The 20,474-nt window shown below is 69.8% G+C and carries 13 protein-coding genes and 1 riboswitch; of the genes, 4 read left to right on the top strand and 9 right to left on the bottom strand.

The window, feature by feature from the left end; genetic code table 11:
* Window positions 1-261 precede the first annotated feature (261 nt).
* Window positions 262-1,281: a tRNA dihydrouridine(20/20a) synthase DusA gene (gene dusA / locus NUG20_RS01705; RefSeq protein ID WP_263396748.1), complete on the bottom strand. Its 1,020-nt coding sequence runs from the start codon at window positions 1,279-1,281 to the stop codon at window positions 262-264.
* Window positions 1,282-1,425: 144 nt separating this feature from the next.
* A riboswitch (cobalamin riboswitch) is annotated at window positions 1,426-1,679 on the top strand.
* A 212-nt stretch (window positions 1,680-1,891) separates the two neighbouring features.
* On the opposite strand from dusA, the gene metE reads away from it, so the two are divergent.
* Window positions 1,892-4,183: a 5-methyltetrahydropteroyltriglutamate--homocysteine S-methyltransferase gene (gene metE, locus NUG20_RS01700; RefSeq protein WP_263396747.1), complete on the top strand. Its 2,292-nt coding sequence runs from the start codon at window positions 1,892-1,894 to the stop codon at window positions 4,181-4,183.
* Between the two features lie 214 nt (window positions 4,184-4,397).
* On the opposite strand, the gene NUG20_RS01695 is transcribed toward metE, so the two are convergent.
* Complete coding sequence (locus NUG20_RS01695; protein ID WP_263396746.1) at window positions 4,398-5,678, bottom strand: PDZ domain-containing protein; 1,281 nt, start codon at window positions 5,676-5,678, stop codon at window positions 4,398-4,400.
* 132 nt (window positions 5,679-5,810) lie between these two features.
* Here NUG20_RS01695 and NUG20_RS01690 point away from each other — a divergent pair, with 132 nt between their 5' ends.
* Window positions 5,811-7,775, top strand: a complete 1,965-nt coding sequence (locus NUG20_RS01690) for a choice-of-anchor X domain-containing protein (protein WP_263396745.1) — start codon at window positions 5,811-5,813, stop codon at window positions 7,773-7,775.
* Between the two features lie 211 nt (window positions 7,776-7,986).
* On the opposite strand, the gene NUG20_RS01685 is transcribed toward NUG20_RS01690, so the two are convergent.
* Genes NUG20_RS01685 through NUG20_RS01675 form a run of 3 tightly spaced genes read right to left on the bottom strand, consistent with a single transcriptional unit; the run spans window position 7,987 to window position 13,799 of the window.
* On the bottom strand, window positions 7,987-9,438 hold the full coding sequence (locus NUG20_RS01685; RefSeq protein WP_286038050.1) for an efflux transporter outer membrane subunit: 1,452 nt from the start codon (window positions 9,436-9,438) through the stop codon (window positions 7,987-7,989).
* Window positions 9,438-12,584: an efflux RND transporter permease subunit gene (locus NUG20_RS01680; protein WP_263396744.1), complete on the bottom strand. Its 3,147-nt coding sequence runs from the start codon at window positions 12,582-12,584 to the stop codon at window positions 9,438-9,440. Before NUG20_RS01680 ends, NUG20_RS01685 begins: the two co-directional genes overlap by 1 nt.
* 9 nt (window positions 12,585-12,593) lie before the next feature.
* Window positions 12,594-13,799, bottom strand: a complete 1,206-nt coding sequence (locus NUG20_RS01675; RefSeq protein WP_263396743.1) for an efflux RND transporter periplasmic adaptor subunit — start codon at window positions 13,797-13,799, stop codon at window positions 12,594-12,596.
* Between the two features lie 160 nt (window positions 13,800-13,959).
* On the opposite strand from NUG20_RS01675, the gene baeS reads away from it, so the two are divergent.
* On the top strand, window positions 13,960-15,339 hold the full coding sequence (gene baeS, locus NUG20_RS01670; RefSeq protein ID WP_263396742.1) for a sensor histidine kinase efflux regulator BaeS: 1,380 nt from the start codon (window positions 13,960-13,962) through the stop codon (window positions 15,337-15,339).
* Complete coding sequence (locus NUG20_RS01665; protein WP_263396741.1) at window positions 15,336-16,019, top strand: response regulator; 684 nt, start codon at window positions 15,336-15,338, stop codon at window positions 16,017-16,019. Before baeS ends, NUG20_RS01665 begins: the two co-directional genes overlap by 4 nt.
* A 112-nt stretch (window positions 16,020-16,131) precedes the next feature.
* Here NUG20_RS01665 and purU read toward each other — a convergent pair whose 3' ends face one another.
* The 4 genes from purU to NUG20_RS01645 form a co-directional block, all read right to left on the bottom strand.
* Complete coding sequence (gene purU, locus NUG20_RS01660; protein ID WP_263396740.1) at window positions 16,132-16,983, bottom strand: formyltetrahydrofolate deformylase; 852 nt, start codon at window positions 16,981-16,983, stop codon at window positions 16,132-16,134.
* 505 nt (window positions 16,984-17,488) lie between these two features.
* A complete protein-coding gene (locus NUG20_RS01655) occupies window positions 17,489-17,899 on the bottom strand; it encodes an XVIPCD domain-containing protein (RefSeq protein WP_263398364.1) in 411 nt (136 codons plus the stop codon).
* A gap of 159 nt (window positions 17,900-18,058) precedes the next feature.
* Window positions 18,059-18,934 (bottom strand): NAD(P)-dependent oxidoreductase, encoded by an 876-nt coding sequence (locus NUG20_RS01650; RefSeq protein ID WP_263396739.1) that lies wholly within the window; start codon window positions 18,932-18,934, stop codon window positions 18,059-18,061.
* A gap of 61 nt (window positions 18,935-18,995) precedes the next feature.
* Window positions 18,996-20,093: an NADH:flavin oxidoreductase/NADH oxidase gene (locus tag NUG20_RS01645; RefSeq protein WP_263396738.1), complete on the bottom strand. Its 1,098-nt coding sequence runs from the start codon at window positions 20,091-20,093 to the stop codon at window positions 18,996-18,998.
* Between the last annotated feature and the right edge of the window lie 381 nt (window positions 20,094-20,474).

Raw genomic sequence — 20,474 nt, 5'->3', positions numbered from 1 at the left:
ATCTGAACTTTTCCGCTTGCGGCTGTCGGCGTTCAGGCAAATGAACTCCCATCGGCGCTCCTGACGGGCTGTCCCCGGCGCTGCCCGGCCCCGGTTGTGCACGGTCTGCCGCCCTCTCGGAGGGTGACACTGGTCGCCGCAACAACCTGAACAAAATAACTGAACGAGCGTCAAAAGGGAGCCAGCGGCATCGACCCAAACCGTATGGGAGGAAGCACAGGTCCCGGCAGGCTCAGACACTCGCAACCCTGCCAAGCCCCTTTACGCCGCGGCGCGCGCCCCGCCCTCGGTCGGCTGCAACGCCTGTTCCAGCAGCGCCCAGTCCGCGCCCGGCCGGTGCGCGCCCTCGCTGAGCGCCTGGCGGAACGCGCGGCCGCCCGGCTGACCGTGGAACAGGCCGAGCAGGTGCCGTGCGATGTGCTTGAGCGCCACCCCATCGGCCAGGCGCGCCTCGACGTAGGGCCGCAGTGCGCGCAGCAGCTCGGCGCGCGGCCGCGGCGTGGCGCCGGTCAGGGCCGCGTCCAGCCGGTGCAGCACATAGGGATCGTGGTAGGCCGCCCGGCCCAGCATCACCCCGTCGACCGCCTCCAGCTGCGCCTGGGCCGTCTCCACCTCGGCTAGCCCGCCGTTGAGCACGATCCGCAGCTGCGGGCGTTCGCGCTTGAGCCGGTGCGCCCAGTCGTAGCGCAGCGGCGGCACCTCGCGGTTCTCCTTCGGCGACAGGCCCTGCAGCCACGCGTTGCGCGCATGCACCACGAACAGCCCGCAACCGGCGGCGGCGACCTGGTCGACGAAGGCGAGGAAGACCGCGTAGTCGTCGTCCTGGTCCACGCCCAGGCGGCACTTCACCGTGACCGGGATGTCCACCGCCTGCACCATCGCCGCCACGCACTCGGCGACCAGCGCCGGCTCGCGCATCAGGCAGGCACCGAAGCGCCCGGCCTGGACCCGGTCGGACGGGCAGCCGCAATTGAGATTGACCTCGTCGTAGCCCCACTCCTGGCCGATCCGCGCCGCCTGCGCCAACAGCGCCGGATCGCTGCCACCCAGCTGCAGCGCCAGCGGATGCTCGACCGCATCGAAGCCCAGCAAGCGCGCGCGATCGCCCAGCACCACCGCATTGGCATGCACCATCTCGGTATACAGCCGCGCCGACGGCGCCAGCAACCGGTGGAACACGCGGCAATGGCGATCGGTCCAGTCCATCATCGGCGCAACGGACAGGCGCAGGGAAGCGGCGTAGCGCGCGGGCAGGTCGGAGGTCTGGAGCGGAAGCGTCATTGGGCGCGGCGGTGCTGCGCTGCCGCTTGCCGCGGGAGCGCCAGATCATTGGCTTTGGGATCAATAGCTTACACGTTCGCCGTGAACGTTGCCGGCCAACGTCGGCGAATTCACTTGGCGCTTGACCCGCCGCCGCATCCGGCCTATCGTGCGCTCGCCGAAGGTATCCATCGCTTCATTCGGATGAAGGGATGGATTTAAACGGGAATCCGGTGAAGGCCGGCGCCGCAAGCGCCTGCCCATTCCGGAGCTGCCCCGCAGCGGTGAATGGAAACGACCTCCGTCAATGGCACTGGGCCGGCGCATGCCGGCCTGGGAAGCGGCGGACAGTAGGCGCGCAGCCGGCACGGTGCGCTCGTCCATCAGCCCGAATACCGGCCCCGGCCGGAGGACCTGTGCGTCCTCCGATTCGACCTGGCGTCTCCGCGGGGAGGCGGCCGGAAGCCGTGCCGTGGCCCTGCGCCGCGCCGCGCTCTTCCGCCTGCCCGCGTGGCGCCGGTTCGCCCGCGGGGGCGAAGGTCGCTGGCGTGGCGGGCGTCCCGTGCGAACGGGCGGACGGCGCGCGGTTCCTTCGTTCCTCAATGCCCATGAACGCAATGAGGAAACGCAAATGACGATCGTGACCAACCTGGGCTTCCCGCGCATCGGTGCGCGGCGCGAGCTCAAGCGAGCGCTGGAAAGCTACTGGCGCGGCGACAGCAACGGCGCAAGCCTGCAAGACACGGCGCGGCAGTTGCGCCAGCGGCACTGGCGGCTGCAGGTCGAGGCCGGGGTGGACCTGCCGCCCAGCAACGACTTCAGCCTGTACGACGCGATGCTCGACACCGCGTTCCTGTTCGACGCGATCCCGCAGCGCTACCGCGCGCTGGCCGATGCCGATCCGCTGGCCGGCTACTTCGCGATGGCGCGCGGCACGCAGGAGGACGGCCTGGACCTGCACGCGCTGGAAATGACCAAGTGGTTCGACACCAACTACCACTACCTGGTGCCGGAACTGGCGCGGCGCCAGCATTTCCGCCTGCGTGGCGACAAGCCGTTGGCCGAGTTCCTGGAAGCCAAGGCGCTGGGCATCACTACGCGGCCGGTGCTGATCGGGCCGGTGACCTTCCTGCTGCTGTCCAAGACCGTGGACGGCAGCGACCGCTGGGCGCTGCTGGACAGCCTGTTGCCGGCCTACGCCGAACTGCTGCAGCAACTCGACGCTGCCGGTGCCGCCTGGGTGCAGATCGACGAGCCGGCGCTGGTGCTGGATCTGGACCTCGCCGCGCGCGAGGCCTATGGCCGCGCCTATGCGTTCCTGGCCCAGGCGCCGCGGCCGAAGCTGCTGCTGACCACGTATTTCGGCGAGCTGGGCGACAACCTGGAACTGGCCGCGTCGCTGCCGGTGGACGGCCTGCACGTGGACCTGGTGCGCGGCGTGGCGCAGTTGGACGCGGTGCTGCAGGCGCTGCCGGCCGACCGCGTGCTGTCGGCCGGACTGGTCAACGGCCGCAACGTCTGGCGCACGCCGCTGGACACGGCGCTGACCCTGGCGCGTTACGCGGTCGGGCATGTCGGCAGCGAGCGCCTGTGGCTGGCGCCGTCGTGTTCGCTGCTGCACGTACCGGTGGATCTGGAGCAGGAACAGCGCCTGGATCGCGAACTGCACGCATGGCTGGCCTTCGCCCGGCAGAAACTGCAGGAACTGCGCACACTGGCCGATGCGCTGCTGGAGCTGCCGCACGCGCAGACCGAGCTGGCAGCGGCGCGCGAGGCGCTGGAGACGCGGCGTGCGTCCGCGCGCGTGCATCGCCCCGAGGTCGCACGCCGGGTGGCGGCGCTGAGCGAGGATGCCGGGCGCCGGCAGTCGCCGTATCCGCAGCGGCGCGAGGCGCAGCTGGCGGCGTTGCGGCTGCCGGCCTACCCGACCACCACCATCGGCTCGTTCCCGCAGACCGCACAGGTGCGGCAGGCGCGCGCGCAGCACAAGGCCGGCAAGCTCGGCGATGCCGAGTACGATGCGTTCCTGGCCGCAGAGACAGAACGCTGCGTGCGCGCGCAGGAGCAGCTCGGGCTGGACGTGCTGGTGCACGGCGAGTTCGAGCGCAACGACATGGTCGAATACTTCGGCGAGCAACTCGACGGTTTCGCCTTCACCAAGCACGGCTGGGTGCAGAGCTACGGCTCGCGCTGCGTCAAGCCGCCGATCATCTACGGCGACGTGCGGCGTCCCGCGCCGATGACGCTGCGCTGGACCCAGTACGCGCAGTCGCTGACCGACAGGCCGATGAAGGGCATGCTGACCGGACCGGTGACGGTGCTGCAGTGGTCGTTCGTGCGCGACGACCAGGAACGCGCGCAGACCTGCCGGCAGATCGCGCTGGCGCTGCGCGACGAGGTGCGCGACCTGGAGGCGGCCGGCATCGGCGTCATCCAGATCGACGAGCCGGCGATCCGCGAGGGCCTGCCGCTGCGCCGCGCCGACTGGCAGGCCTACCTGGACTGGGCGGTGCAGTGCTTCCGCATCGCCGCGGCCGGGGTGCGCGACGCCACCCAGATCCATACCCACATGTGCTACTCGGAGTTCAACGACATCATCGAGGCGGTGGCGGCGATGGACGCGGACGTGATCTCGATCGAGACCTCGCGCTCGCGGATGGAACTGCTCGATGCGTTCGTGCGCTTCCGCTATCCGAACGCGATCGGCCCGGGCGTGTACGACATCCACTCGCCGCGCGTGCCCAGCACGCAGGAGATGGTGGCGTTGCTGGACAAGGCGCGCGCGGTGCTGGATCCGCAGCAGCTGTGGGTCAATCCGGATTGCGGCTTGAAGACGCGCGACTGGGCGGAAACGCGCAGCGCGCTGGAGGCGATGGTGGCCGCGGCACGGCAGCTGCGCGCGCAGCAGGCGCAAGCGGCGTAAGTCGGCGACGTAGGCCCACGATGCCCGGCGTGCTGCACGCCGGGCATCGCAACGGCAGGTGCCACGGCATGTCCGTTCGCGGCTATCGCAGCGCAGCGCTTGGCTCATGCGCCGGTCCTGGAAATAGGCTGCCCTACCCCACTGCGATGCGCTGCGGGCGGCTACACCGAACACCCGACATGCGGCAAAACACCCGCAGCTACAGGCCTTCAATTCACTCCGTCGTTGGCGCAGCGGCCGCCGGCACTTGCGCCGATACCGCAGCGTCAGTGCCGCCTGCAAACAACAGACTCAGTTGCTGCATGCGGCGATCGCGCCATACCTGCGCCGGCACCGGAACGCCTGTGCGCACTCCGGCCACCAGCGCCGGCACGTCCTGAGCGGCGCCAACCGCCCGGCCGTCGATCTCCAGCAGCACGTCCATCGGTTTGATCCCGGCATGCATGGCGACGCTCCCATCGATCACCTCCACGATCCATGCGCCGCGCGCGGAAGGAAGCCCGGTTGCCAACACCAGTTCCGCGGTGACCGGCGCGATGCGCACTCCGAGTGTTCTGGGTGCCGCAGCGGCTGCGGCTGCGCTCGGCGCTGCCGAAGCCAAGGCCGGCGGCGCCGCGGCCGCTGCAGGTGCGCGGCCACTCGGCGTCCACGCCACGTCGGTGAACTTGGTGTTGAACCCGCCGAACAGCCTGCGGTAGTCGCGGCTGGCCTTGCCCGCTTCCGCCTGGGTGTCGTACGCGGTGCAGGTGGTGCCTTCGTCCGGCAGGCCGTGCGCGCGCACGGTCTGCTTGAATTCCTCGGCGTACGCCGCGCTCTGGGCATACACCGCGAGCGGATCGGCGTCGGTCGGCATGGCGAAGATCTGGCTGGCGACGGTCCGCGCCAAGTCGCTACGATCGGGAACGTCGACCTGGGTCTGGTAGCAGTAGAAATAGCGTGTGACCTGCGTCGGCACCTGCGCGGCGGCATTCCATGGCGGCGGCGTCCACTCCACCTCGCGCCAGCTGCCGACCTTGATCAGCAACGGCCGCTTGCTCCACAGCGCGCGTTGCTGCTCGCGCTGCGCCAGGGCTTCGTCACGGCCGGGGCCGAGCGCGCAGTCCTTGGTTCCGGCGCCGCCCAGGCTGCCAACATGCCGCAGGAAATCGCTGGCCAGTTCGTTGCTGCGCAGCAGCCAGCCGCTGGCGTCGTCGTGGTAGGACACCTCGACGACTGGCGAGGCCCAGACCTTGGCCGGCACTGTGCCGGTGTCGGTCACGCTGCAGTAGGCGAACCCGGTGCGGATCGACGCAGGCGCTTGCGCGACGACGGCCGCGGGCGCAAGCCCGGCAAAGACAACAGAGAAAAGCACTGCAGTACGCAGCATCTGGACATCCCCCTGGCTGTTCCAGCGTTCCCATCGGCACCGCAGTGCCGCCCCAGCACCGACACTAGCCGATCCGCGGCACCTGCACCACCACCGCGGCGCGGGAACCGCCGCAGTGCTGCAGCGCATGGTGGAACTGTCATCGGGGCGGGGTATAACGCAGTCACGTCGCGGCGAGGGGGCGCTGCATCCGCTGCGCAGGCGTGCGGTCGCATCGCGATCGGCGCACTGTCCGGCTTCGCACCGTTCAAGGAGAGAGCCATGTCGACGCTACCGAAGTTGTCCCTGCTGTCCACGCTGCTGCTGTCGCCGCTGCTCGCGCAGGCGGCCGATCTGGTTCCCAAGCAATTGGCCGGCCCGCCGGAGGAATTCGCGCAGATGCGCGCGCCGGCACCGGCCGAGGCGGCGATCCTGTCCAAGAGTGCGTTACTGCCGGTGGAGTTCTCATCCGCACGCAGCGGCGCCGCTGCGCAATGGCAGGCGACGCTGCCGGTGGAGAACGGCAAGCTGCGCTTCGTGCTGCTGTCCGGCGCGCACGACTGGCAACCGCAGTTGCATGCCCCTGGCGCGGCGAACGCGCGCGCCAGCGCCGCCGGCATCGTGCCGAACGCCATCGCCACCCGCCTGGGCAGCGGCGACGCCGCACTGCCGGCGCGCGAATACCGCGTGGACGCTGCCGCCAACGGCAACTGGACCTTGACGTTGCGCGCCGACGGCACCGAGGCGCAACGCGGCTACCTGTTGATGGAAGGCGACGCGCGCACCCAGCTGGCGTCCTATCCCAGCGATCGCCGCCAACTGCACAGCGGCCAGCGCATCGGCCTGACTGCGATGCTCGGCGGCATCGACGGCCACGGCGCCACCGCGCTCGGCGCCACGGCCGGGCGCATCCGCGATGCGCAGCTGCGCGTGATCGCGCCCGACGGCACGGTGACGCAGTGGCCGATGGCCGACGACGGCCGCCATGGCGACGGCGCCGCCGGCGATGGCCTCTACGCCGGCGATTTCCCGGCGAAGGGCCCCGGCAGCTACGTCGCGCAAGTGGTGGTGCATGGCGAGGATGCCGCCGGCCAGGCGTTCGTGCGCACCGCCGAACACGTGCTGCCGGTGCTCGACACCAGCTTGCGCATTGCCGCCGACGCGGTGACGGCGAGCGCGCAGGACGGCACCCGCCTGATGCTGCCGATCCCGGTCAGTGCCGGCGGCCAGGCGCCGGCGCACTACCGCGTGCTCGGCGAACTGTGGGGCACCGGCCGCGACGGCAGCGCGGTACCGGTGGCCTGGCTCGGCGGCATGCTCGCGCCGCAGGACGGGCGCCTGCCGCTGAGCGTGGACGAACGCTGGATCGTCCGCGCCGGCGCGCGCGCGCCGTTCACGCTGCGCAACCTGCGCATCGAGGACCCGGACCATTTCGTGCCGCTGGCCACGCACGACACGCTGGCGCTGACCCTGCCGGCGCCGCGCCGCAGCAGCGTGGCGCGCGGCGGCGCGATCGACGCCAGCATGCGCATGGGCGAGCGCCCGGCCGCGCTGCTGCGCGCGGCGACCGATACGCAGCCGCAGGCGACCGGTGCGCGGCTGCTGCTGGTGCATGGCTACTGCTCGGGCGGGGTGTGGCCGGTGGCGCAATTCAGCAATGCCTCGGCGTTCCTGGACGTCAACCAGAACCGCAGCAACGACCAGTTCGCGCAACTGCTGGCGCAGTTCGGCAGCCAATGGAGTTCGTTCGGCACGGTGGCGCACAGCCAGGGCGGCATGGCCGCGCTGCACCTGTACAGCTACTACTGGAGCGGGCTGGACAACGCCAGCGGCGGCCGCGTCATGCAGTCGGTGGGTACGCCCTACCAGGGCACCAACCTGGCCGGCATCCTGGCCACGGTGGGCTCGTGGTTCGGCGTGGGCTGCGGCAGCAACAGCGACCTGAGCTACGACGGCGCCAAGGCCTGGCTGGCCGGCATCCCGACCTCGGCGCGGGCGCAGGTCAACTACTACACCACCTCCTTCGCCAAGACCAACTGGTACACCAACGACTACTGCAACGCGGCCTCGGACCTGGTGCTGGACGACCCGGAGGACGGCACCGTCGAGCAGGTCAACGCGCAGCTGCCGGGCGGGGTCAACCGCGGCCACACCACCGGCCAGTGCCACACCACCGGCATGCGCGATCCGGCGCAGTACCTGGATGCCAACCGCAACGCGACGATGAACGCCAACGCGGCGCGGTGAGGGCCGGAATGGGGAGTCGGGATTGGAGATTGGTAAAAGCGCTGCCCGGGCATGGAAGCCTGGTGCGGCGCCGATGCCTCCATGCGCCAATGCTGCTGGTGCCGTTTCGATCCTGATGCTGTTCTTTGTAGGAGCGGCTTCAGCCGCGACAGGTGCTCCCGGTAAGGCCCGTCGCGGCTGAAGCCGCTCCTACAGTCGCGCAAGAAATCCGCTAACGCGTCGCTTCAGCCACCGGCTCGCCGCTGCGCGCATCCGCGCCGCCGCCGAGCACCTTGTACAGGGTGACGCGGTTGCTGGCCTCGGTCAGGCGCAAGGTGATCAGATCCTGCTGCGCGGCGTACAGCGAGCGCTGCGAATCCAATGCGTCCAGGTAGCTGTCCACGCCGTTGCGGTAGCGCGCGTCGGCCAGGGTGTAGCTGCGTTGGGTGACGGCGACCAGGGCGCGCTGCGCGTCCATGCGTTCGTCCAGTTGCGCGCGCGTGGCCAGCGCATCGGCCACCTCGCTGAAGGCGGTCTGGATCGCCTGCTCGTACTCGGCCACGGTGATGTCCTTCTGGATCTTGCTGGCGTCCAGTTCGGCCTTCAGCGCGCCGGCGCGGAAGATCGGCACACTGATGCTGGGCACGAACGACCAAGTACGGTTGCCGGCGTCGAAAAGGCTGGACAGCGCGGTGCTGCTGCGCCCGGTGGACGCGGTCAGCGCGATGGTCGGGAAGAACGCAGCGCGCGCAGCGCCGATGTCGGCATTGGCAGACTTCAGCGTGTGCTCGGCATACAGCACGTCCGGACGCTGCAACAGCACGCGCGATTCCAGCGGCGCCGGCAGCGGTGCCAACGCCACGCCGCCTTCGAGCGCGGCGGCCTGCGGCAATGCTTCCGCGCTCACTGGCGCACCCACCACCAGGTCCAGCGCGTTGCGCGAAGTGGCCAGCTGCGTGGTGTAGCTGGCGACGTCGGCGCGTGCGGTCTCCACGCTGGTCTGCACCTGCGCCAGGTCCAGCCCGGAGACGATGCCCTGCTGGTGCTGCAGTTCGGTGAGCTGCAGCGTCTGCCGCTGGCTGGCCAGGGTCTGCTGCGCCAGCGCCAGGCGCTGCTGGTCGGCGGCCACGGTCAGCCAGTCGGCGGCGACCTCGGCGACCAGGCTCATGCGCGTGCTGCGCTGGGTCTGCGCGGTGGCCAGGTAGGTTTCCAGCGCCTCGTTCTTGAGGCTGCGGATGCGTCCGAACAGGTCCAGTTCCCAACTGCTGACGCCGACGTCGGCCGCATAGGTGCGCCCCACTTCGGAGCGTCCGCTGCTGCTGGTGGACGCGCTGCTGCGCGAGGCGCTCTGGCTGCCGCTGAGGTCCACCGACGGGAACAGGTCCGCGCGCTGGATGCGGTACTGCGCGCGTGCTTTGTCGATGTTGAGCACCGCCACGCGCAGGTCGCGGTTGTTGTCCAGCGCCTGCGCGATCACCTGCTGCAGGCGCGGATCCAGGAACACCTGGCGCCAGTCCAGCGTGGCCACGTCGGCGACGTCACCACCGGTGCTGGTGCCGCTGTCGGCGAAAGTGGCCGGCACAGGCGCGTCGGGACGGGCGTAGTTCGGCGCCATGCTGGCGCAGCCGGCGAGGACACCGGCGCAGGTCAGGGCCAGCGCGGTACGGGTCAGGGACACACGGATCACGGCGTTGCCTCCTTGGTGCGCAGCGGTTCCGGTTCGGCACGCTTGCCGGGGAACAGACTGCGCACGATCACGTAGAACAGCGGCACGAAGAAGATGCCGAGCATGGTCGAGATCAGGGTGCCGCCGAGCACGCCGGTGCCCAGCGAATGGCGACCGCCGGAGCCGGCGCCGCTGCTGATCACCATCGGCAGCACGCCGAGCATGAACGCCAGCGAGGTCATCAGGATCGGGCGCAGGCGCATGCGCGCCGCATGCAGCGTGGCGTCGATCAGCGGCTGGCCCTTCTCCTCCAGTTCCTTGGCGAACTCGACGATCAGGATGCCGTTCTTGGCCGCCAGGCCCATCGTCGCCAGCAGGCCGACCTGGAAGTAGATGTCGTTGGACAGCCCGCGCAACCACGTCGCCAGCAGCGCGCCGACGATGCCCACCGGCACCGCCAGCATCACCGAGATCGGGATCGACCAGCTCTCGTACAGCGCGGCCAGGCACAGGAACACGAAGATCAGCGACACCGTGTACAGCATCCAGGTCTGCGCGCCGGAGGCCTGCTCCTGGTAGGACATGCCTGACCATGCGTAACCTACGTCCTTGCCCACTTTCCCGACCAGCCCGGCGATGCCGTTCATCGCGTCGCCAGAACTGATGCCGCTGGCGGCGCTGCCGGTGATCTCCATCGACTCGACCCCGTTGAAGCGGCTCAATACCTGCGGCGCATACGCCCACGCGCTGCTGGAGAAGGCCGAGAACGGCACCATCGCCTCGCTGCTGTTGCGCACGTACCAGCGGTCGATGTCGCTGGGCAACATGCGCGCGGCGGCGTCTCCTTGCACGTAGACGCGCTTGACCCGATTGTTGTTGAGGAAGTCGTTGACGTAGCTGCCGCCCATCACCGTGGCCAGCGTGGCGTTGATGTCGGAGGCCGCCAGGCCCAGCGCGCCGGCCTTGGCATCGTCGATCCGCACGCGGTAGGTCGGCGCGTCTTCCAGGCCGTTGAAGCGCACCGCGGTCATGCCTTTGTCGGCGTTGGCCAGTTGCAGCAATTGCTTGCGTGCGGCGACCAGGGCGTCGTGGCCCTTGCCGGCCACGTCCTGCAGTTCCAGGGTGAAGCCGGAACTGGTGCCCAGGCCGTTGATCGCCGGCGGCGACAACGCGAACACCTGCGCGTCGGGCAGCGCGCCCATCATCGCGCCGGTGATACGGTTGGCGATCTCCTGCGCGGAAGCATCGCGCTCGGCCCAATCCTTGAGCTTGATGAAGCCCATGCCCGAGTTCTGGCTGCTGCCGGCGAAGCTGAAGCCGGAGATGGTCATCACCCCCGCCACTTCCGGCTGCTTGAGGATGAAGCCGGTGGCCTGGTCGATCGACTGCTGAGTGCGCTGCTGGGTGGCGCCGGCAGGGGTGGTGAACATCACCATCAGCATGCCCTGGTCCTCTTCGGGCAGGAACGAGCTGGGCAGGCGCCAGAACAGCAGCGCCATCACCGCGAGCAACACCAGATAGACCAGCCCGCCGAGCTTGCGGTGGCCGATCAGCTTGCCCACGCCGCGGCCGTAGCCATCGGCGCCGCGATCGAAGCGGTCGTTGAACCAGCCGAAGAAGCGCCCGAGCAGGCCCTTGCGCGACACGTGGCCGCCCTGCTCGATCGGCTTGAGCAGGCTGGCGCACAGCGCCGGGCTCAGGGTCAGCGCCACCAGCAGCGACAGCAGCATCGCCGCGGCGATGGTCACCGAGAACTGCCGGTAGATCTCGCCGGTAGCGCCGCCGAAGAACGCCATCGGCAGGAACACCGCCGTGAGCACCAGCGCGATGCCGACCAGCGCGCCGGTGATCTGCCCCATCGAGGTGTAGGTCGCCTGCCGTGGCGACATGCCTTCCTCGCTCATCAGACGCTCGACGTTCTCCACCACCACGATCGCATCGTCCACCAGCAGGCCGATCGCCAGCACCATCGCGAACATGGTCAGGGTGTTGATCGAATAGCCGAGCAAGGCCAACACGCCGAAGGTGCCCAACAGCACCACCGGCACCGCGATCACCGGCACCAGCGTGGCGCGCCAGTTCTGCAGGAACAGGTACATCACCAGCACCACCAGCGCGATCGCCTCGAGCAGGGTCTTGACCACTTCCTCGATGGAGATGCGCACGAACGGCGTGGTGTCGTAGGCGACCTCGTATTTGAGTCCGGCCGGGAAATACGGCTTGAGCTGCTCCAGCTTGGCCTCCACCGCCTTGGCCGCGTCCAGCGCGTTGGCGCCGGTGGCCAGCTGCAGGCCCATGCCGGAGGCGGCCTTGCCGTTGTACTTGGAACTGGACGCATACGACTTGGAACCCAGTTCGACCCGCGCCACGTCGCGCAGGTACACGGTGGCGCCGCCGGCCTGCGACTTCAGCACGATCGCCTCGAACTGCGCCGGGGTCTTGAGCTTGCTGCGCGAGGTGACCGTGGCGTTGAGCTGCTGGCCCTGCGCTGCCGGCAGCGCGCCGAGCGCGCCGGAGGAGACGTCGGCGTTCTGCGCCGAGATCGCGTTGCTCACGTCCGAGGGCATCAGCGCATAGGTGCGCAGCTTTTCCGGGTCCAGCCACACCCGCATCGAGTATTCGGAGCCGAATACGTTGACTCCGCCGATGCCGTTGAGCCGGCTGATCGGGTCCTGCAGCGTGGACACCATGTAGTCGCCGATGTCGGTGCTGTCCATGCTGCCGTCTTCGGAGGTGAAGGCCAGCACCATGAACATGCTGCTGCCGGCGGACTTGGTGACGGTCACGCCATTGCTCTGCACCGCCTCGGGCAGCATCGACTCGCCTTGCGAGACCTTGTTCTGCACCTGCACCTGCGCGGTGTCCGGATCGGTGCCGGAATCGAAGGTCAGGGTGATCGAGGCGCTGCCGGCGGAGCTGCTGCTGGAGGACATGTACAGCAGGTCGTCCAGCCCGGTCATCTGCTGCTCGAGGATCTGCGTCACCGAGTTCTGCACGGTCTCGGCGGAAGCGCCGGTGTAGGTGGCGCTGACGGTGATCGCGGGCGGGGCGATGTCCGGATACTGCTCCAGCGGCAGCGACAGGATCGAGATCGCGCCGGCCAGGGTGATGACGATCGCGATGACCCAGGCGAAGATGGGACGGTCGATGAAGAAACGGGCCATGGCGATTCCTCAGTCGGCCTTCGGCGCGGCCGCAGCGGCGCCTTGGGTGGCCGCGGGTGTCGTGGCGGCCGAGGTCACTTCCACCGCCTTGACCTGATCGCCGACCGCGACTTTCTGCAGCCCCTGCACGATCACCTTGTCGCCGACCTTCAGCCCGTCGCGCACCACCCATTTGTCGCCGATCGCGTCGCCGGTGGTCAGCACGCGCTGCGCGACCTTGTTGTCGCTGCCGACCACCATCGCCACCGCCTCGCCCTTGCTGTTGCGGCTGATCGCCTGCTGCGCCACCAGGATGGCCTGCTCGTCCACCGCCATCGACAGCATCGCCTTGACGTACATGCCCGGCAGCAACAGACGATCGGGATTGGGCACCACCGCGCGCAGCTTGACCGTGCCGGTGGCGGTATCGACCGCGGCATCCACCACTTCCAGCGTGCCGCTGCGCGCGTAGGTGCTGCCGTCCTCCAGCTGCAGTTTCACCTCGGCCTTGCCGTCCACCGCCTTGAGTTGGCCGGCGTCGAGCTGGCGGCGCAGCTGCAGCAGTTGCGCGCTGGACTGGGTCACGTCCACGTACATCGGATCGAGCTGGTTGATGGTGGCCAGCACGTCGCTCTGGCCGGCGCTGACCAGCGCGCCCGGCGTGTAGCTGGAGGTGCCGATGCGGCCGTCGATCGGCGCGGTGATGCGGGTGTAGTCGAGATTGATCCGCGCGGTCTGCAGCGAGGCCTTGGCCGCGACCACGGCCGCCTCGTTCGAGCGCAGCGTGGCCACCGCGTCGTCGCCGTCCTGCTTGCTGACCGCGTCCAGCGCGACCAGGGTCTGGTAGCGCTGCGCCTTCGGCCTGGCCGACAGCACCGCCGCCTCGGCCTGGGCCAGATCGCCCTTGGCGGTGTCGTACGCGGCCTGGTAGCTGGCCGGATCGATCTCGTACAGCACCTGCCCGGCCTTGACGTCCTGGCCCTCGGTGAACAGGCGCTTGCGCAGGATGCCGCCGACCTGCGGGCGCACCTCCGAGCTCATGTAGGCCACGGTGCGGCCGGACAGGGTCTGGTCCAGCGCCAGCCGCTGCGCGCTCACCGTCTGCACGCCGACCTGCGCCTGCGGCCGCTGCGGCGGCTGCTTGGAAGAACATGCGGCCAGCGCCACGGCGATGGCGCCGGCCAGCCACCAGCGCGAGGACGAAACGGGGAAGCGACGGGCGACGACGGGCAGCATGCGGCGAACTCACGGTTTATCCGAATGTGGCCACGCTACGGCGCGAATGTGCAGCAAATTTGGAGATTGCCGGCAGCGGCGCGGATTCGCTTGATTTCCCCTGCGGCGGCGCGGCTAATACGCAGCATCCCCCGTCGCCGCGTCCCGCATTGCCTCTCCGATGAAACTGGGCATCACCGCCAAGCTGTTCCTCGCCATCCTCGCCGCATGCGTGGCGGTGCTGCTGGTCAACGGCATCGCCGTGCAGGTCTTCCTCAAGCGCCAGTTCCTGGATTACCTCAACGAGCAGGGCGTGGAACGCATGCTGGAGACCTTGCCGCGGGTCAGGGCCGAGTACGCGCGGCACGGCAACTGGGACTTCGTGCGCGACAATCCCGATGCCTGGTTCGTGCTGATGCGCCCGGAGCGCAGCCCTGGCCAGCCGCGACGCCCGCCGCCGATCTCCGACCAGACCGGCGCGGTGTTCCGCTTCGCCGTGCTCGACAAGGACTACAGGTCGGTGATCGGCAACCCGGATGTCGGCCGCAACGACATCCTGCGCCCGATCGTGGTCGACGGCCGCACCGTCGGCTGGATGGCGATGCTGCCGTTCCAGAAGGTGCTGGCGGCCGAGGATGCGCGCTTCTACCAGGCGCAGCAACGCGCATGGTGGACGATCGGCAGCGCCTCGCTGCTGGTCGCCGCGCTGCTCGGCTGGCTGCTGTCGCGCGCCTTGCTGCGGCGCATGCGCGGGCTCACCGGCGCCACCCATCGGCTGGCTGCCGGCGATTACGCCACCCGCATCGACACCGGCGCGCGCGACGAATTCGGCCAATTGGCGCGCGACTTCAACCTGCTGGCGCAGGCGCTGGAACACAACGAACGCGTACGCCGCGAGTTCATGGCCGATATCTCGCACGAACTGCGCACGCCGCTGGCGGTGCTGCGCGCCGAACTGGAAGCGTTGCAGGACGGCATCCGGCCGATGACCCCGGCTTCGCTGGGATCGCTGCACCAGCAGGTCGGCCAGCTCGGCAAGCTGATCGAAGACCTGTACGACGTCTCGCTGACCGACGTCGGCGCGCTCGCCTACCGGCGTGCACCGGTCGATCTGGCGCTGATCCTGGCCACGGTGCTGGCCGGCGTGCAGGCGCGCTTCGCCGCCGCGCCGCTGCAGCTGCAGGTGCAGATCGACGCCGGCCCGCTGCAGGTAGACGGCGACGAGCGCCGGCTGCAGCAGCTGCTCGGCAACCTGCTGGAGAACACGCTGCGCTACACCGATGCCGGCGGCACGGTGCAGGTGCGCTGCGCGCGTCGCGACGCGGTGCTGGAACTGGTGGTCGAGGACAGCGCGCCGGGCGTGGACGCGGACAAGCGCGAGCGCCTGTTCGAACGCTTCTACCGCACCGAGGCCTCGCGCAACCGCGCCAGCGGCGGCAGCGGCCTGGGCCTGGCGATCTGCCGCAACATCGCCGAGGCGCATGGCGGCTCGATCAACGCCGAGGCCTCCGCGCTGGGCGGGCTTCGGGTGGTGCTGCGCTTGCCGGCGCTGGCGGCATGAGCGGCCTGGATCCGATCGGCCACGTGCTGATCGTCGAAGACGAACCGCGCCTGGCCGCGGTGATGCGCGAATACCTGCATGCGGCCGGCTATTCGCACGACTGGATCGCCGATGGCGCGCAGGCGCTGGGCGCGTTCCGCGCGCAGAAGCCGGACCTGGTGCTGCTTGACCTGATGCTGCCCAACCGCGACGGCCTGGAGATCTGCCGCGACCTGCGCAAGGAGAGCGCGGTGCCGGTGATCATGGTCACCGCGCGGGTGGACGAGATCGACCGCCTGCTCGGCCTGGAGATCGGCGCCGACGACTACATCTGCAAGCCGTTCAGCCCGCGCGAAGTGGTGGCGCGGGTGCAGGCGGTACTGCGCCGCCATCGCCACGATCCCAACGACGCGGCGGCGCCGGGCCTGCACATCGACGAAGCCGCATGCCGTGCCAGCGTGCATGGCCACGATCTGGACCTGACCCAGGTCGAGTTCCGCCTGCTGCGCACCCTGGCCGCCACACCGGGCCGGGTGTATTCGCGCGAACAGCTGATGGACCGGCTCTACGCCGACCACCGCATCGTCACCGACCGCACCGTGGACAGCCACGTCAAGAACCTGCGCCGCAAGCTTGCCGACGTCGGAGGCGAAGACTGGGTGCGCTCGGTGTATGGCGCCGGCTACCGCTTCGAACCCTGATCGGGCAGCCAAAAATCGAGCACTGAAAAGCGCCTTGGCCAACCCGTCGCCACGCAGAACTCAGGCTCTTTCGCGTCCCGAGTCCCGAGTCCCGAGTCCCGAGTCGCCAAGATCAGCGAAACACCACCGTGCGGTGTCCATTCAACAGAATCCGATGCTCGACATGGCGGCGCACCGCGCGCGCCAGCACCTGCGATTCGGTGTCGCTCCCCAGGCGCACCAGGTCGCGCGGGGTCATCGCGTGATCGACGCGGGCCACGTCCTGTTCGATGATCGGGCCTTCGTCGAGATCGCCGGTGACGTAATGCGCGGTGGCGCCGATGATCTTGACCCCGCGCGCGTGCGCCTGGTGGTACGGCTGCGCGCCCTTGAAGCTGGGCAGGAAGCTGTGATGGATGTTGATCGCGCGCCCGGCCAGCGCCGCGCACAGCGTCGGCGACAGGATCTGCATGTAGCGCGCCAGCACCACCAGGTCGATGCGTTCGCGCTCCACCAGCGCCAGCAGCTGCGCCTCCTGCGCGTCACGGTTGGCGGCGCTGACCGGCAGGTGGTGGAACGGCACGTCGTAGGACTGCGCCAACGCAGCGAAATCCTGGTGGTTGGACGCCACCGCGGCGATGTCCACGCGCAGTTGCCGGCTGTGCGCGCGGAACAGCAGATCGTTGAGACAATGGCCCTGCTTGCTGACCAGCACCAGCAGGCGCGCGCGGCGGCGCGCATCGTGCAGTTGCCAGTCCATCGCGTAGTCGGCGGCGAGCGGCGTCAACTGCACCTTCACCGCGGCGACGATGCCGTCGGCGGGCACGTCGAAGTGCACGCGCAGGAAGAACCGGCCGCTCTCCTCGTCGCCGAACTGCTGCGCATCGAGGATGTTGCAGCCGTGCTCGAACAGCAGGCCGCTGACGCGGTAGACGATGCCGGTACGGTCCGGGCAGGACAGGGTCAGGATGTAGTCGGGGCGCATCGGGCCAATGATAGGGGAGAATTTCGGGACTCGGGACTCGGGACTCGGGACTCGGGCTAGAGCTCGGGACGGTGGCGGTGGCGGTGGCGGTGGCGGCGGCGGCGGATGGTGCCAGGACATTGGATGTGGAATGCCGTCGGGCCTTGACGGGCGCCTTGCCGACTGTAGGAGCGGCTTCAGCCGCGACGGGCTTTACCGGTAAGGCCTGTCGCGACTGAAGTCGCTCCCACAGGGACTTGCGGCAGGATCAACCGGATGCACTGTAGGGGGGCACTTCAGTCCCGGTACCTTCCCGTGCAGAGGAAAGTGTGCTACTTCGCTCTCGCGGCTGAAGCCGCTCCTACAGGGACTTGCGCAGGCCAATCGGGTGCACTGTGGGAGGGACTTCAGTCCCGACTCCTCACCCGCGCAGGAAAGTGCACCGCTTCGTTCGTCGCGGCTGAAGCCGCTCCTACAGGTGGAGCGTCCGTGCGCTGGCCGCAGGCGCCGTGCCGGCACGCCACGTCTACTCCGGACGCAGTCGCAGCGCCAGCCGCCGGTTGACCTTCTCCAGCCGCGCCAGCGAGTCTTCCACCGACATGCCGACCGCCTCGTGGGTAGTGATGTGCGCGCGCAGGTGCGCCGGATCGTCCAGGTCGCCGCGCACCAGGAATACGTTCTCGCCCTGCTCCACCTCGCCCAGTTCACGGCTCAGCACCACGTGATCGACCTGGTCGAAGCCGTACTCCTTCGCCAGTGGCAGCAGCCGCGCCACCATCCGCTCGCTGATCGCATCGGGGGCGCGGCCGCAGGCGGCGTCCAGCGCGTGCACGCCTTCGCGGATCTGCGCGTACAGCAGATGATCGGGGTGGTCCTGGTGCTCGGGGCCGAGCACGGTCTCGCGCGCGACCGCGCGCGGCGGCTGGATGGGCGTCATGGCGCCGGGGTCGGACGAATTCGGGCTCATGGCATCCTCCTATGATGCGCCTGCTAGCCGCCGCACCTTAGCGGGAAGCATGCGGCCAGCTCAAGCGCGGCGACGCAGTCTGCGCCATGCCGCGACAAGGCCGCCTGAAGATCCGGCCTGATCGGGCGCTCAGTCCTGCCCGGCGCGGCGTGCGGCGACCTTGGCCAGCGCCGACCAGTCCAGCTCGCCGTCGCCGTGCGCGATCGCGTCGATGAACTGGTCGCGCAGCACCGCCGCCAGCGGCATCGGTACGTGCCGGGTCTCGCCGGCGCTCAGCGCCAGGCGCACGTCTTTCAGCCCCAGCGTGGTCTTGAAGCCGGCCGGACTGTAGCGCTGCTGCGCGATCATGCCGCCGTAGTTCTGGTACGCCGGCGCGGCGAACAGGGTGTTGACCAGCATGCCCAGGAAGTCGGCCGCGTCCACGCCGTGCCCGCGCACCAGCGCCGAGGCTTCGGCCATGGTGCCGATCGCACTGGCCAGGCACAGGTTGGCGGCCAGCTTGACCGCGTTGGCCTGCTCCGGCGCAGCGCCGAAATACCAGGTCTTGCGCCCGATCACGTCGAGCAGCGGCTGCACCCGCGCCAGCGCGGCGGCGTCGCCGGCGGCGAGCAGGTTGAGCTGGCCGGCGGCCGCCACGTCATGCCGGCCCAGTACCGGGATGGCCAGATAGGCCACGCCGCGTTCGGCATGCAGCGCGCTCAGTTCGCGCGCCAACGCCACCGAGATCGTGGCCATGTTGACGTGCACGCTGCCGGCAGGCAGCGCGTCGAGCGCGCCACGGTCGAGCAGGGTCTCGCGCACCGCCGTGTCGTCGGCCAGCATCGAGAACAGCACCTGGCCGCGCACCGCATCGGCCGGCTGCGCGGCCGCCTGCGCGCCGGCATCGAGCAGCGTCTGCGCCGCGCCCGCACTGCGGTTCCACACGGTCAGCGCATGCCCGGCGCGCAGCAGGTTGTGCGCGATCGGCAGGCCCATCGTGCCCAGGCCGAGAAAACCGATGCTCATCGCAAACTCCTTGAATGGTGCGAGGTTGAGGCCGCGCCCTGCACGGCCAGGCGCGCGCGCATCATGCGTCGAACAGGCCGCGCGCCGAGCGCGGCTCGCAGCGCAGGTATTGCGGCGCCGGCTTCAGCTTGGCGCCGAGTGCGGCGGCGGCGTGCCACGGCCAACGCGGATCGTAGAGGATGCCGCGGGCCAGCGCGATCGCGTCGGCCTGGCCCTCGGCCAGGATCGCCTCGGCGTGCTGCGGCTCGGTGATCAGGCCGACCGCGATCACCGGCATCGTCACCGCGCGATGGATCGCCTCGGCCTGCGGCACCTGGTAGCCGGCCGCGACCGGGATCTGCTGGCGGCGGTCGAGGCCGCCGCTGGACACGTGCAGGTAATCGCAACCCTGCGCCTGCAACGCCTGCGCCAGCACGATGCTCTGCGCCACGTCCCAGCCGCCCTCGACCCAGTCGGTGGCGGAGAGGCGCACGCCCACCGCCACCGACGCCGACACCGCCGCGCGCACCGCCGCATGCACGCGCAGCAGCAGGCGCATGCGGTTGTCCAGGCTGCCGCCGTAGGCGTCGGCGCGCTGGTTGCTCAGCGGCGACAGGAACTGGTGCAGCAGGTAGCCGTGCGCGGCATGCAGTTCGATCAGTTCGAAACCCAGCCGTTCGGCGCGCTGCGCCGACGCGACGAACGCGGCGACGATGGCGTCGATGCCGGCCAGGTCCAGCGCCTGCGGCGGCGTGCCGTGCTCGGCGAAGGGCAGCGCCGACGGCGCCACGGTCTGCCAGCCGTTCGGCTGTGCCGGCGCGATCGCAGCGCCGCCGTCCCAGGGCTTTTGCGTGGACGCCTTGCGCCCGGCATGCGCGAGCTGGATCCCCAGCGGCATCGGTGACCAGCGCCGCACCGAGGCCAGCACGCCGCGCAGCGCCGCTTCGGTGGCGTCGTCCCACAGGCCCAGGTCGGCGTAGCTGATGCGCCCGCGCGGCTCCACCGCGGTGGCCTCCAGGATCATCAAGCCGGCACCGGACTGCGCCAGCTGGCCGAGGTGGATGGTGTGCCAGTCGCTGGCCTGGCCATGCTCGGCGGAGTACTGGCACATCGGCGCGATGACGATGCGATTGGACAACGACAGCGGCCCCAGGGCGAGGGGCGAGAAGAGATGGCTCAAGGTGGCGTTCCGTGGGGGCGCCCGCCGCAGTGCGGGCAAGCTGCCATTGCACTCCTGCCGGCGCTGCCGATCAACCACTGCCGATGGATCAGTTCGTGCGCGGATTCGGAACGCGCGGTGCCGGAGCCGCCAGGGCGAGTCGTCAATTCCAAGCAGGCCGCGCTGGGTCTGGCAGGCCGCCACCTGGCGTTGCGTGGCGCAGCGCCTGACTGGCGCTCAGGTCAAGCCGCGCGGCGCCGGGTGGCGGCCTGCCAGACCCAACCCGACGGGCCGTTCTTGCGCGCGCACGCGGCATCGCTCGGACATGGACAGGTGCCATTTCCGCCCTCTTGCTTGCCGCATGCGCGCGCAAGAGCGGCGCGGCCTTCTCTGGGACCGACG

It is taken from the genome of Xanthomonas sp. CFBP 8443 (assembly GCF_025666195.1).
Lineage (GTDB): Bacteria > Pseudomonadota > Gammaproteobacteria > Xanthomonadales > Xanthomonadaceae > Xanthomonas_A.
The sequence above is the reverse complement of the archived record's forward strand: the minus strand, read 5'-3'. Positions and strand labels throughout refer to the sequence as shown.